This window comes from Shinella daejeonensis (assembly GCF_024281235.1).
Taxonomy (GTDB): Bacteria; Pseudomonadota; Alphaproteobacteria; order Rhizobiales; family Rhizobiaceae; genus Shinella; species Shinella daejeonensis.
The window spans coordinates 232,615-247,253 of sequence record NZ_JAHWXY010000003.1; the positions used below are offsets into that span (position 1 = coordinate 232,615).

General features: G+C 66.5%; 9 protein-coding genes. 5 read left to right on the forward strand and 4 right to left on the reverse strand.

Annotated features, from left to right (window positions below; genetic code table 11):
* Positions 1-274: 274 nt before the first annotated feature.
* The 5 genes from KYK29_RS11765 (at position 275) to KYK29_RS11785 (ending at position 6,597) form a co-directional block, all read left to right on the forward strand.
* A complete protein-coding gene (locus KYK29_RS11765) occupies positions 275-1,858 on the forward strand; it encodes an LTA synthase family protein (protein ID WP_254691082.1) in 1,584 nt (527 codons plus the stop codon).
* Entirely contained in the window at positions 1,855-3,117 is a 1,263-nt protein-coding gene (locus KYK29_RS11770; RefSeq protein WP_254691083.1) for a capsule polysaccharide biogenesis protein, read from the forward strand. Before KYK29_RS11765 ends, KYK29_RS11770 begins: the two co-directional genes overlap by 4 nt.
* Before the next feature lie 210 nt (positions 3,118-3,327).
* Complete coding sequence (locus KYK29_RS11775; protein WP_254691084.1) at positions 3,328-4,104, forward strand: ABC transporter substrate-binding protein; 777 nt, start codon at positions 3,328-3,330, stop codon at positions 4,102-4,104.
* 170 nt (positions 4,105-4,274) lie between these two features.
* Complete coding sequence (locus tag KYK29_RS11780; RefSeq protein ID WP_254691085.1) at positions 4,275-5,222, forward strand: LysR family transcriptional regulator; 948 nt, start codon at positions 4,275-4,277, stop codon at positions 5,220-5,222.
* Positions 5,223-5,469: 247 nt separating this feature from the next.
* Positions 5,470-6,597 (forward strand): NAD(P)/FAD-dependent oxidoreductase, encoded by a 1,128-nt coding sequence (locus KYK29_RS11785; RefSeq protein WP_254691086.1) that lies wholly within the window; start codon positions 5,470-5,472, stop codon positions 6,595-6,597.
* Positions 6,598-6,658: 61 nt separating this feature from the next.
* Here the strand turns inward: KYK29_RS11785 and secD are convergent, their stop codons facing one another.
* The 4 genes from secD to KYK29_RS11805 all read right to left on the reverse strand — a co-directional run bounded on the left by secD (position 6,659) and on the right by KYK29_RS11805 (position 14,636).
* On the reverse strand, positions 6,659-9,190 hold the full coding sequence (gene secD, locus KYK29_RS11790) for a protein translocase subunit SecD (RefSeq protein WP_254691087.1): 2,532 nt from the start codon (positions 9,188-9,190) through the stop codon (positions 6,659-6,661).
* 111 nt (positions 9,191-9,301) lie between these two features.
* A complete protein-coding gene (locus KYK29_RS11795; RefSeq protein ID WP_254691088.1) occupies positions 9,302-9,721 on the reverse strand; it encodes a hypothetical protein in 420 nt (139 codons plus the stop codon).
* A gap of 185 nt (positions 9,722-9,906) precedes the next feature.
* Positions 9,907-13,371 (reverse strand): AAA family ATPase, encoded by a 3,465-nt coding sequence (locus KYK29_RS11800; protein ID WP_254691089.1) that lies wholly within the window; start codon positions 13,369-13,371, stop codon positions 9,907-9,909.
* Positions 13,371-14,636 carry a metallophosphoesterase family protein gene (locus KYK29_RS11805; RefSeq protein ID WP_254691090.1) on the reverse strand — a complete coding sequence of 422 codons (1,266 nt, stop codon included), beginning with the start codon at positions 14,634-14,636 and terminating at the stop codon, positions 13,371-13,373. Before KYK29_RS11805 ends, KYK29_RS11800 begins: the two co-directional genes overlap by 1 nt.
* Positions 14,637-14,639 lie beyond the last annotated feature (3 nt).

The following is a 14,639-nucleotide window of genomic DNA, read 5'->3' on the forward strand; positions in this document are numbered from 1 at the left end:
TTTCTCGCCACAAACGTGTGGATTCGAACCGGTTATAACGATGCGCCTCGATTGATTTCGGGGACGACTTTCCGATAAAAGCGGGGATTGCCGGCCGGTGGAAGGGAAAGACGAGACGTCCTCCCGGCGTCTTGCGGGCAAGGCACGGCAGGAGACGGCGCCATCGCGCGCCGTAAGGCCAGGAGATCACATCGGACGCCGCGCGGCGTCCGGTCCTTGAAAAGGAAATACGCGCATCCCCGAATTCCTGCACGTTCTCGCACGCCACACGCCGGTGCTTCTGGCCCTCTGCTACCTGTGGGCCTGCGTCATCGTCTATCTGACGGACGGCTTCGCCCTGCCGCGGCATGTCGTCCACAAGCAATATGCGAAGATACAGCGCTCCCGCTCCCGGGCCGTGCTCGAATATCTGGCTCGCCTGCCCGTCATCGCCCTCGTCTTCGCCGGCTTTTTCGCGATTTCCTGGCGGCCGATCTACGCGGCGCAGGGCACGATGAGCTTCTTCATCATCTTCACCGCGATTTCGCGCGCCAAATTCATCTTCATCCGGGAGCCGCTGGTTTTTTCCGACATCGCGCTCGTCATCGACGTCTTCAAATACAAGACGATCTTCTACGCCACGAAACTGAACGTGGTGTTCTGGATCGCCGCCTGCACCTACGTCTTCGGCGCTTCAGGGCTCTATTTCTACTTCGAGCCGACCGTCCTGCCCGAGCGCAACCGCGCACTGTGGATCCTCGCCGGGTTCGTCGTCGCCTATGGCCCCTGGCTCCTGCTGTTCGTGAAGCCCGTGAACGCCAGGCTTGTCCGCTTCAGCGAGCGATTGCTGAAATCGCTCGACCTGCGGGCCAATACCGTGCGTTTCGGCACCTTCGCCTCGATCGTCTACCATTTCATCATCTGGCTCGGAAAACGGCGTGCCCTCATCCTCGCCGAATTGAGAGCGACGCTGCAACACGCCTTTCACGAACTGGGCGAGGCGACGGGGTTCGGCCATCCCCAGGGCGCACCGCTGGTCGTCGTATGGCAGTCGGAATCCTTCATCGACCTCAGGCACTTCGGCGTCGGGGACCTTCATCTTCCCAATCTCGACCGGGCGCGGGCCGGCGCCCGCCAATCCGGACGGATGACGAGCGTGTTCGAGGGCGGCTATACGCTGCGGACCGAATTTGCGGTGCTGAGCGGCCTGCAACCGGAGGACGCCTATGTGGACGCCAGCCATCCCTACCTGCGCGCCGCCCATTATGCGGATGTCGTCTGGCCGATGCGGCTGAAACGGGCCGGCTGGCTCACCCATTTCATCCACCCCTACGACAAGTCGTTCTTCCTGCGCGACCGGGCGCTTCCGGCCCTCGGCTTCGACGCGATGTCGATGCTCGACGCCTTCGCCCATGATCCCCGCACGGACGGCCCCTATGTTTCGGACCAGGCGCTGACGGCAAAGGTGATCGACATCGTCGACGATCTCGACGCGGAACAGCCGGCCTTCCTCTTCGTCGCCTCCATGGCCAATCACGGTCCCTGGGAGGCGGGGCGCTGCGGCCCGCTGACGAATCCCGTCGAAATCTATACGGAACTCCTGAGACGGGCCGATCATTCGCTCGGTCTGCTGATGGACCGGCTCGATACGCTGGACCGTCCGGTCTGGCTGATATTCTACGGCGATCACGCCCCCTTGCTGAAAGCCTTCGCCGATCCCTTCCCGGACCCGCGAACGGATTATGTCATCACGCCGCTGGCGAGCGCCCGCGACGCGGATACGGCCGCCGAACCGCCCGCCCCGCGCGAGGAAGCCCCGTGGAACCTGCTCGCCTCCGCCTTCGCCTATGCGGACGCCCAGCGCCGGAGCCGGCAATGAGCGCGGCCGGGACCGAGGCTGGCGCGGCCGCAAAGCGGCGGGTCTTCCTCTTCCTCCAGGGTCCGTCTTCACCCATCTTCATGAAATGCGCGGAACGCCTCGAAGCGGCGGGCCATATCTGCCTGCGCATCAATCTGAACGCCGGCGACCGGATCTTCTGGCGGCGGCCCGGAGCGACCGGCTATCGCGGCCGGTCGGAGAACTGGCCGGCGTTCGTGCGCGCCTTCATGGAGAAGAATGGCGTCAGCGATCTGATCCTGCTCGGGGAAGAGCGCCCCTGCCACAAGGCGGCGACCGCCGCCGCCAGAGCGCTCGCAATCCCCGTCTATGTGGTCGAAATGGGCTATCTGCGTCCCGATTGGGTGACCTTCGAGCGCGACGGCATGTCTTCCAACTCGCATTTCCCGCGCAATCCGGAGGAAATTCTCGCGCTGGCGGACGGTCTGCCGGAGCCGGACGGAACGGCGCGCTACCGCCAGACCTTTCTCGCCGAAGCCGCCTACGACCTCCTCTACAACCTGCCGAACGTCTTCCTGTGGTTCCTTTATCCCCATTACAAGCGCCACGCGCTGTTCCATCCGCTTGCCGAATATGCCGGCTGGCTGCGGCGGCTGGCCCGCCGGCGGAAGACGAACGCCCGGGTCGAGGTCGTCACCCGCCGCCTGCTCGGCGCGCAGGCCCGCTTCTTCGTCTATCCCCTGCAATTGCAGACCGACTACCAGATCCGCGCCCACTCGCCCTTTTCCGGGCAGGAAGAGGCGATCCGGCTGGTGCTGGACTCGTTTTCGCGCCATGCGCGGAGCGACCATCAGCTTCTGGTCAAGCTGCATCCGCTCGACAACGGCCTGATCGACTGGAACGGCCTCGTCCGGGAGACGGCCGAGCGACTTGGCCTGGCCGAACGGATCCATGTCATCGACGGCGGCGATCTCCACTCGCTCACGGCAGCCGCCATCGGCATGGTGACCGTGAATTCCACCTCCGCCCTTTCCGCCTTCCGTCTTGCAAAGCCGGTCAAGACGCTCGGATCGGCCGTCTTCGACACGCCCGGCCTCAGCTATCCGGGCACGCTCAACGCCTTCTGGAACGATCCTCTCCCGCCCGATCCGGCGCTCGTGTCCGCCTTCTTCCGCGTGATGGCCGCGCATTATCAGGTCCGGGGCAACTTCTATTCGAGGGCCGGAACCGACGCCGCGGCACAGGCCATAACGGATCGCCTCCTTGCCGGAGGACCATGGAGTGGCCGAAAGGCCGTGTGAACCGCAAGTCCGGCGGCGTTTTCCGAATCGATTCAGCCGGCTGGCGGCTTTTTCTGAGACGTCGAGTCATTTGCGAACGCCCGCATTGGCCCAGCGCGGCCGCGCCCTGTCATCAACCCACGGAATAGCAAACATAAAGCCTATCTATTTCGCTTATGCGCGGGCGCGCGCTACCGTTCCGCATCGTCATAACGACATCGGGGAACAACCATGAAGAAGACCATACTGGCTCTCACCCTTTCCGGCGCGACGCTCCTTGCCGCCGCCGCATCGGCCGAAACGCTGACAATCGGCACGGAGGGCGCCTATCCGCCCTTCAACTTCCAGGATTCGGCCGGCAATCTCGGCGGCTTCGACGTCGAGATCGGCCTGGCGCTCTGCAAGCAGATGCAGGCGGAATGCAAGGTGATCGCGCAGGACTGGGACGGCATCATCCCGGGGCTGATCGCCCGGAAATACGACATGATCATCGCATCGATGTTCATCACCGAAGAGCGCAAGCAGCAGGTATCCTTCACCGATCCCTATTACCTCGCCGCCATGACGCTTGCCGCCCCCAAGGGATCCGGCCTGACGGATTTTTCCAACGAGGCGCTGAAGGGCAAGACGATCGGCGCGCAATCGGGCACGACACAGTCCGAATATGCCGCCGCAGTCTACCCTGACGCCGACATCAAGCTCTATCCGACGCAGGACGACGTCAATCTCGACATGGTGAACGGCCGCCTCGACCTTCAGGCCGGCGACATGATCCCGCTGCTCGACTGGGTGACCAAGAACGAGGACGGAATGGCCTGCTGCGAACTGGTCGGAGAACCGGTCACCGATCCGAAGTTCGTTGGCGACGGGGTCGGCATCGCCGTACGGCAGGAAGACAACGACCTGCGCGAACGGCTCAATGCCGCCCTCAAGGCCATTCGCGCGGACGGCACCTATCAGAAGATCAACGAGAAATATTTCTCCATCGACGTCTATACGATGAAGTGAACCGGCCCTGCCCGCCGCCCCCGTCTCCTTCACGCCCATCGGTCGAAGGGGACGGGGCAGCCGGCATCCTCCCGCCACGGACGACAGGGGAATCCCGTTCCCGCCGCGCCCCTCCGGCTCCCTTCCAAAATCACGTCGCGCTTTCACGCGATTTGCTCTAGCGTCGGCCCATGCCGATCAACCGTCTCGAACGTTTCGCCCACAATCTCGACTGGAACCTGCTGCGCACCTTCGCGGTGGTGGTGGAGGAAGGCAGCATCACCCGGGCGGCCAACCGGCTGCTCCTGCAACAGCCTGCCGTCAGCATGGCGCTGAAGCGGCTGGAGCAATCGGTGGGGCACCGGCTGATCGACCGCAGCCCGGGCCGCTTCGAGCTGACGGAAGCCGGCGCGCGGCTGAATGCGCTGTGCCGCGACATGTTCACCGCCGTCGTGCGCCTGCCCGAGGCGATGGAGGCGGCGAGCGAGGCGGTGTCCGGCCATATCGCCATCCATACCGTCAGCCATGCGATGAACCCCGAATGGGACCGGGCCATCGCCGAATTCTTCCGGCTCCATCCGCGCGTGACGGTGGGCATCGTCGTCGAGACGACGACGAACGTCATCCGGTCGGTGGAGCGCGGCGTCGCAACGCTCGGCCTTTCCGACGGCATCATTCCGCAAACACTGGACAAGGCGCCGTTCTGCCGCGAGCGCTATGCCCTTTATTGCGGACGCGGCCACCGGCTGTTCGGGGTCGCCGGCGTGACAATCGAGGATCTGCGCGGCGAACCCTATGTCAGTTTCCTAGCCGACGTGCTCGGCGGGCCGCATATGGGACCCGTGACCGCCGTGCGCGCCATCGGCTCCTTCGGCCAGCATGTGCGGGCACTGGCCTTCAACGTGGAGGAGGTGCTGCGCCTCGTCGTCGCCAACGCCGGCATCGGCATGCTGCCCGTCCATCTGGCGGCGCGGGCCGTCGAAGCGGGCGAAGTGTGGCAACTGCCGCCCTATGATGACCTGCCGGAGACGGACACATTCCGGATCACCAATCCCGGCGCGGCGCTGAACCCCGCCGAACGGGTTTTCCTCGGCCATGTCGCCCCGGTGGCCCCCTGGTCCTGGGGACAGGACGCATAAAGCCGATCAATAACGATCTTCACGCCTATAAATTTGAAGAATGGTCCATGCTTTCGTAGACCTAGAGCATTTCCAGCAAAAGTGTGAAACGGTTTTGCGTTCGGAAATACGGCTAGAACAAAGAGCACTTCCAGTCGGAGCGGGATCGCTTCGGCGTCGGATAAGGCGGGAAAACAAAAACCGGAGCGATTGCAGGTGATCGTGTGTCACCGAAAATGCTCCGGAGACGGAACAAGCGGGGAATGGCATGCGGACTTTCGACGTAGCGATCATCGGCGGCGGAATGGCGGGACTATCGCTCGCCTGTTTTCTGGCGCCGCACCGGTCCGTCGCAGTGCTGGAACAGGAAAACGCGCTCGGTTATCACAGCACCGGCCGCTCGGCCGCCGAGTTCACGCTGCGCGACAATCTTCCGGCCGTGAACGCGCTGGCGCAGGCCGCATTCGGCTTTCTGGCGACACCGCCGGAGGGCTTTGCGCCGGTGCCGCTGCTGACGGCCCGGGGCTGCGTCGTTTTCGCCGGAGACGGCAAGGAGGAAAGGCTGCGCGCCCGGTTCACCGAAACGCAGGCGCTCGGCGTCGCCGTCGAATGGCTCGATGCGGCGGCGCTTCACGCCCGCGCGCCGATCCTCGACCCCGTCTATGTGAAGGCCGCCTATTTCGATCCCGACTATTGGGACATCGATGTCGACGCACTGCTTCAGGCCTATGCGCGCGAAGCGCGCCGTCAAGGAGCGGAAATCCTCGAAGGCCATCGCTGCCACGCGCTGAAACGGCAAGGCGATGGCTGGTCCATCGAGACAGCCGCGGGAACCGTCCACGCGCGCCTTCTGGTCAATGCCGCCGGCGGCTGGGCGGACGGCATCGCCGAGATGGCCGGTCTGGCGGCCCTCGGGATCGTGCCGCATCGCCGCACGGCGATCACCGTCGACCTGCCGGAATCCGTCGACGCGCAACGCTTGCCGGAGATGAACGAGATCGACGACAGTTTCTACTTCAAGCCGGACGCCGGGCGACTGCTCGTCTCGCCGGCCGACGAGACGCCCTGCCCGCCCGGCGACGTGCAGCCGGAGGAACTCGACATCGCCTATGCCGCCCACTACCTCGAAGAGGCCACCACGCTGTCGGTGCGCCGCATCGCCAGCAGTTGGGCCGGCATGCGCAGTTTCTCGCCCGATCGCCTGCCGGTCGTCGGCGCGGCACCGGACGATCCGTCGTTCTTCTGGCTGGCCGGCCAGGGCGGTTCCGGGATCCTTACCTCGCCCGCTCTCGGCAGCCTCGCCGCATCCTTGATCACCGGCAGCCCGCTGCCCGGCCCGCTCCGGCAGGCAGGCGTCGACCCCGCAACCTTCAGTCTCGGCCGCTTTGCGCCGTAACGGTCCTCAAACGCAAACGGGCGCCCAAGGGCGCCCGTTCTCATTTTCAGGCTGAAGACGCTCAGCCTTCGGCGATCTGGCCACCCTTCGGTGCGCGCACGCCTTCGCGATCCTTGAACCAGCGGCTGAGGAACAGCAGGATCGGGCCGCCGATATAGATCGACGAGGTCGTCGCGACGATGACGCCGAAGATCATCGGCCAGGCGAAAGGCTTGACCGTGTCGCCGCCCCAGATCGCCATCGGCAGCAGCGAGGCGACGATCGCGATCGAGGTGAAGATGCATCGCATGATCACCTGATTGATCGACAGGTCGATCAATTCAGAGAACGGCATCGTCTTGTACTTGCGCAGGTTCTCGCGCATGCGGTCGTAGACGACGACCTTGTCGTTCACCGAATAGCCGATCAGCGTCAGCACGGAGGCGATGGCGGTCAGGTTGAAGTCGATCTGCATCAGCGAGAAGAAGCCGATCATCTTGGTGATGTCGAGGATCAGCGTCACGATGGCGCCCACCGCGAAATGCCATTCGAACCGCCACCAGATATAGATCAGGATCGCCAGCATGCCGAGCCCGACGGCCAGGAAGCCGGAACGGGCCAGTTCGGTGCTGACGGTTGGCCCCACCACCTCCGTGCGCTCGAAATTGGCGTCCGGAATGACTTCGGCGACACCGTCGCGGACCTTCTGGAGGGCGGCGGTCTGCGCCTCTTCCCCGCCCGGCTGACGCTGGACACGGACGAGGACGGAGGTGCCCTGTCCGAATTCCTGAAGCGCCACTTCGCCAAGTTCCAGCCCTTCCATCCTGGCGCGCAACGTCGACAGGTCGATCGGATCCTTCGAGGTGGCCTCGACCTGGATACCCCCGACGAAGTCGATGCCGTAGTTGAGGCCAGGCGTGAAGAACAGGATGATCGAGGCCGTGGAGATGACCGCCGAGGTGCCGATGGCGATATAGCGGCCGCGCATGAAGGAGAAGCTCGGCAGGCTCCAGACCTTGCCGAAGATCGAATGGATCTCGATCTTCTTCATCTTGCGGCGCGTCACGACATCCCGCATCAGCAGGCGCACGACGGTGATCGAGGTGAACATCGAGATCGCGATGCCGATGATCATGGTGATGGCGAAGCCGCGCACCGGGCCGCTGCCGAACATGAAGAGCAGGATCATGCCCACCATGGTGGTCATATTGCCGTCGACGATGGTGGCATAGGCGCGGTTGAAGCCGAGATCGAGCGCCTTCATGGCCCCTGCCCCGCCCGCCGTCTCTTCCCGGATGCGGGCGTTGATGAGGATATTGGCGTCCACCGCCATGCCGATGCCGAGAATGATACCGGCGATGCCGGGCAGCGTCAGGGTCGAGCCGAGCAGGCCGAGCACGCCGATCGTCATGATCGTATGCAGGATGAGGCCGACATTGGCGATGAGGCCCCAGGAACTGTAGAGGACCTGCATCAGCAGGACCACCGCGACGAAGCCGGCAAGACCGGTATAGAGGCCCATGCGGATCGAGTCGCTGCCGAGGTTGGGGCCGACCGTGCGCTCCTCGATGATGGTGAGCGGCGCGGGCAGCGCGCCGGAGCGCAACAGCGCCGAAAGCACGGTCGCCTCCTGCGGATTGAAGTTGCCGGAGATCTGGCCCTGTCCGCCGATGATCGGTTCGCGGATCACCGGCGCGGTCAGAACCTTGCCGTCGAGCACGATGGCGAAGGGCTTTCCGACATTGGCCTTGGTGATATCGGCGAACAGGCGCGCTCCGGTGGAATCGAAGCTGAAGGAGACGATCGGCTCGTTGGTGCGCTGGTCGAAGCCGGCCTTGGCGTCGGCGAGCCGGTCGCCGGAGATGGCGACGCGCTCCTCGACCGCGTATCTGTTGTCATCGTTGGCGCCGGGCAGGATCATCACGCCGCGCGGCGGAACGCTGTTCGGGTCCACCGTCTGGTCGACCATGTGGAAGCTCATCTGCGCGGTGGAGCCGAGCAGCTGGCGCAGGCGGGTCGGATCCTGGAGGCCCGGAAGCTGGACGAGAATGCGGTCGCCGCCCACGCGCTGGATCAGCGGCTCGGCAACACCCACCTGGTCGACACGGCGGCGGATGATCTCAAGGCTTTGCTCGACGGCCGCCGACATGCGCTCGTTGATGCCGGCTTCCGTCAGCACGACGGTGATCGTATCGCCCGAGGACGAAACATCGATATCGGACGCGCCGGTGGAAAAGCCGAGCGTCCCTGTCGGCGCGGCAAGCTTGCGCACCTCCGGCAGCACCTTGTCCCGCGCCGCCTGATCGGCAAGCGTGATCGTCAGCGTCGTACCGGCAAGGCGCGCGGCGGAGGCGCGTTCGCCGGCCGTGCGCAGGATGGCCCGCGCATCGTTCAGCAGCGTGTCCATGCGCGCCTTGCGCAGGGCGGCCGAATCCACCTCCAGAACGAGATGCGAGCCGCCCTTGAGGTCAAGGCCGAGGGTGACGGGCTTGGCGGGCAGGAAACGTCCGAACACTTCCTGCTGCTGGGGTGTGAGAACGTTCGGCACGGCCGCCAGCACCCCGAACAGGATGATGGCGGCATAGGTCAGAAGGTGCCATTTGGAAATGCGCATGGAGTCGATCCACTTCGATTTGGAAAGAGCCCGGCATACGCTATCCGCGTCTACGCCCGGCTTCCGGGATTCTGGTCGGTCGGCGCAGCCATCGGCGGCGCCACGAGGCCTTTAAAGAAAGAGGGACGGAGGCGCGCGGCTGCGGAAGCCGGCGGAAGCCGGGGAAACGGCGGCGTCCTCGTCGGGCGCGTATGGCGTCAGCCGGGAATGCGGCTCGAACGGATAGGCGGCGGGGCCAGCGCGGGCCGCCAGCGCCTTGCCGGCCGCGTCGCCGCCGGTAAAGCCCTTCTTGGCGTACCAGCCGCGCCGTTCTGCGTGACCGGTCGCCGGGAACAGGAATTCGTCATCCGTGACGAGCGGTGCCGGGGCCAGTCCGCCCTCGGCCGTCGCGGGGGCGACGGAAACCGGCGAAAGCGTCGCATCGACGGGCAGGAAATGCGCAAGGAAAAGGCCGAAGAACAGCAGCAGCAGGCTTGCGGGGGCGAAATGGCGCTCCCGGACGACCTTCTCTCTTGCGGTCCTTTTCGTCATGCCTGCCCGTTTCTGGCCAATTCGTCTCCGGCCAGTTTGTCTCTGGCCCGCTCGTCTTCGGCACGCCGCTTGCGACGTCAGCGCCGGCGTTGCCCTGGCGAAGCGGAGTCCGCACAGGTTCGGATGCTGCGCCAAGAACCATTTACCGTCCGCCAAGTCAAGTTCGGGGATGCGGGACAAGACCGCTAAAGCTCATGGATCGAGACATCCGGGCAGGCCTCCCGTGCGAGATCGCGCAAATGCTGATGGTGCGTCAGATAGATGACCTGCCCGCTCATCGCCATATTCGCCATGACCCTCAACGTATTCAGCGCGCGCTCGTCATCGAAGGTCTCCATGATGTCGTCGGCGACGAAGGGGACGGTCTCGCGGCTTGCGGCGATTTCATGATAGCCGGCGACTCGCAGCGCCAGATAGAGCTGGAAACGCGTGCCCTTGGAAAGGTCGCGCGCCAGTTTGGAACCGCCGCCGGCGGCGTTGACCACCAGAAACTCGCTGTCCTTTTCCATCACCGTCGACAGGCCGGTATATTGGCCGCCGGTAATGATGTGGAAGGTCTCCGAGGCGCGGTCCATCATGACGCTGCGATGCCGTTCGCGATAAAGACGCAGGGCCTGCTCGGCGGCGAGCGCGCCGGCGCGCATCGCCAGATAGCGCCGCGAACCTTCCGCCACTTCGAGCAAGGCGGTGCGGCGGCGCTCCTCCAGCGCGGCGGCGGCATCGCTGCCGGCCACGCCCGCCAGAGCCTCCTCCGCCCGCACCCGTGCCGCATGGTGACGCTCGACCTCGCCTTCGGCCGCCTCGGCCTGCGTGGCAAGATCGAGACGTTCCGCGGCCAGTTGCGCCTCGTCGACGCTGGAGAGCGCCGCTTCGGCCTCCTCCACCGTCTCCGTCCGCATCTTCCGCATGAGATCGCGCGCCGTCTCGTCCACCCGCTCGATGATATCCTGCCGGCGGCGATGGGCGTCCAGCAGGCGGTCGGCTTCGACCAGCGAGCCGCAGCCGAGCCATTCGAACATCTCGGCAAGCCGCGCCTCCAGGATCGAACGGCGTTCTTCCAGATCCGCCTCGTCCCCGGCAAGGCGCTCGAACGCCGCTTCCAGTTCCTGCCGCCGCTGCCGCCCGGCCCTTGCCGCCTCCAGTCGCCGGCCGATGGCGGCCATGGTTTCCGCCGGAGCCCCGGCGTCCATGCCGAGACGCGCGGCAAGGTCGCCGGCTCCGCGGATATAGTCGTCCCGGTCGTTGCGCATGGCGCGGATACGGTGTTCCAGTTCCTCGCGCTGCTCCAGCCGCTGCGCGAGCGTTTGCAGGACGGGCAGCAGCCCGCCGACGCGCTCCGGATCGGCCGGCGCCAGCGGGCCGGAAAGCCAGGTGCCGGCGATGACGCCTGTCCAGTTGTCCTGCCACAGGGCGGCCGCCTTCCCGGCTTCGTCGGCTACGCGCCGACGCTCCGTCAACCGCTCTTCGGCCCGTTCGGCCGCGTCCCGTGCGGCATGGCGTAGCGCCCGCGCCTCCCGCAGCGCCGCCAGCCGATCCTCGGCGGCCAGCAGTATTTCCTCGAAGGATGCGCCCTCCGGCCCCGGCCATTCAAGGAGGCCGGCAAGGCGTGCGAAGGCCGCGCGTTCTTCCTTCGTCGCCAGTTCCTCGTCGATGCGCAGCCGCGCCAGCGTCTCCTGCGCCGTTAAGGCCTCCTGCCGGTGCGTCAGCCATGTCTCAATGGAATCGACCGTCGTCTCCAGCGGCAAACCGAGGTCTTCCGCCAATCGTCCGATTTCCGCCGCGACGGCGCTCCGCGCCGCCTCCACGCGCTCGCCGTCTTCCCGAAGCGCGTCGCGCCGCGCCTCGGCCTCGGCGGCCGCCCGTTCCACAAGCCGGATTTCCGAGAGCCGGTCCGCATGGGCGAGCCGCGCGTCGACCGCCCGGTCGTCCGCCTGCAATGCCCGTTCGAAGGTTGCCGCGCTTTCCGCGTCGAGCCGGGCGCGGTGACTGCGCCAGGCCTCGTCGCGCGCCCGACGCAGGCTCTCCCCTTCGCCGGAGCCGACAACGCCGGCGGTCTTCAGCAGCGCTTCCAGCGCCGCACCGCGCATCGCCGCTTCCCGCTCCCGCTCAAGCCGTTCCCGGTCGGCCTGCCGGCACGCGTCGACCGCCGTCTCGAAACGGGTCCGCAGATCCTTGAGAAGCGCCGCGGAGGGGACGGCGAGGGTCGGCAATGCCGCCGGATCGCCCGCCCAGGGATGCAGACGCCGGCCGGCCGCCGCAAGCGCCTCTTCGGCCAGCGCCACCTGCCGACGCGCCTCCCGTCGCCGGGTGACAACATCGCCGGCCCGCGCCGCCCGCACCGCGAGCGACAGGGCGTCGAAGGCCCGGTCTTCGGAAGAATCGCCCTGCCCGTCGTCGACACCCGCCGCCCGACGTGCTTCGGCAAGCGCCCGCTCCGCCTCGTCCCGCTCGGCGCAGGCCGCATCCAGGCGCTCCAGCAGGCCGGAACGCCTTGAAAACAGGGTGCTCAGGCGTTCGACAGCGCCGGGTGGCAGAAGCGCCGTTCGCGGATCGGTTTGCGGGGGAAGCCCGAGGCTTGCGAGCAATGCCGCAACGGCCGCGTCCAGCCGGTCCCGCTCCGCCTCGCGCGATCCGAGGTCGAGGTCGGCCGTGCGGAAACGGGCTTCCAGATCCGAGCCGGACAGGCTGGCGATCTCCGGCTCCGCCTCCAGTACGGCCGGATCGTCGGGAAGGGCGGCGAGCGTTTCGCAAAGCCGCAGGCGCTCGGCGTCCATGCGGGCGGCCCGCGCGCCGATTTCCGCTTCCTCGCGCGCCAGTTCCCCGCTCAGGGCCCGCCAGCCGGGCGGCGGCGGCTCGCCGAGATCGAAGGTTCCAAGCTGTTCGCGCAGCAGGCGCAGCCGGGCAAGCAGCGGCAGCGCGTCAAGGCTGCGTTCGAGCGCGGCAAGCCGTTCCCGCAGTTCGTTGCGCCCCTGCAAGGCCGTCGCATGGCCGGCGGTCGCGTTATCCCGTTCACGCAAAAGCACGCCGTAGTCGCGCGCCGCCACGTCCAGCGCCTTGCGTTCCTCGCGCAGCGCCTCGATCTCCCCCTTCAGCGCGCCGAGCCGGTGCTTGCGGGCCTGCGGCCGGTAGAAATCATCCGCCTCGCCTTTCAGCGCCGCAAGGCCCGCGGCAAGATCCGAAAGACCGGAACTGGCGGAAAAGAGCATCGCGCCCAGTTCCCCCTCGCTGCGCAGGATATCCTCGCCGCCCTTCTCGATGCTCTCGTCGTCGAGCGAGAACATCGCCCGATAGGCCGGACGATCCATGCCGCCGAGCACGGACGAAAACAACGTATCGGGCAGCGCCCGTTCGTCGCCAGTCACCAGCGATCCCTGATTGCGCTTGATGCGATAGGCCTCCTGGACCACGCCCGCAACGGTCAGCCGGCCGCCGACGCGCATCACCGGATAGGGATGCAGGAAGCCATAGGCGCTCGACTTCTCGATGCCGAAGAGCAGGTCGAGATAGGCAGAAAAAAGCGTCGACTTTCCGGCTTCGTTGGGTCCATGCACGAGATGGAAATCCGGCCGCCCGGGTTGCCGCGCGCCGAAGTCCAGGCTGCGGTCGGTGAACTTGCCGTAGCGGACGAGATCCAGCCGGTCGAGCCGCATCAGCCTTCCGCTCCTTCCGCGCCGAGCCGGGCGAGCACGGCCGCACAGCCGTCCGTGACGATGTCGTCCAGCAACGCATCCTCCGCCGCCTCGTCGGCGGCAAGCAGCGCGCGCGCCTCGCGCGGCAGTTGCCGCAGGAGATCGGCGAGCATCCCCCGCAGGTCTTCACGATAGGCATGGGCCTGCACGACATCGTCGCGCATCAGCCGGCCGAGCTCGGCGACCGGGCCGGCCATGTCCGTCCGCTCGTCGACCGGCGCTGTGACCGCCAGTTCAGCCGCCTCGACCCAGCATTCTCCCAGCGATGCGGCAAGGTTCTGCAATTCGCCGACGACCAGATCCTCGTCTCGTCGCAGCCGCCACGCCAGCGGCGTGGCGCCCGTCAGCGTCAGCCGCCCGATGAGCGGCGCGCCGGCCGCCTGCCGGCCGGCCGCCAGCGCCGCTTCCGCCCGCTCCAGCATCTCACGCCAATCCTCGACGCCGGCAAGGTCGACCGTCAGCCGTTCGAAGACGGCGATCGCCACGGGGCGCTCCTCGCAGGCGATGCCGCCGTCGTCGGCCACCGTCGCCAGCGTCACGCTCTTGGGACCGTTTTCGTTGATGTCGCGCCCCTGCGGATTGCCGGCCATGACGATCCACGGCTTTTCACGATGCACGCGGCGCTGGTGGATATGGCCGAGCGCCCAGTAATCGAACCCGTGGGCTTCCAGTTCCGCCACGCTGCAAGGCGCATAGGGGTCGTGCCGCGAGGCTCCGGCGAGGCTGGTGTGCAGGAGGCCGATATTGACCGCATCGGCGACCGGCGCCCGGAACGACGGCAGCAGCGAGGACGGCGCATGCGGCTGGGCAAAGCTGATGCCGTGAACATGAACCTCCCGGCCGCCGGCAAGCCGGCCGGCCAGCACGGGTTTGCCGCGCCCGTCGAAAACGTGGACATTCGGCGGAAAGGTCAGCTCGCGGGTGATCTGTGACTGGGCGTCGTGGTTGCCGCGAATGAGGTAGACCCGGATGCCGGCCTGATCCAGCCGGCGCATCTGCTCCATCAGGAACAGCGCCGTCGCCATCGAGGTCTGCGATCCGTCATAGAGATCGCCGGCGATCAGCACGGCGTCGACCGTCTCGGCGATGGCGAGATCGACGATCCGCTCCAGCGCCATGCGGGTGGCGCTGCGTACCCGTTCGCCGAGGTCGGCATTGCGCAGCGCCAGCGACGCAAGCGGCGAATCGAGGTGCAGGTCGGCCGTATGGATGAAGCGGAAAGGCATGGC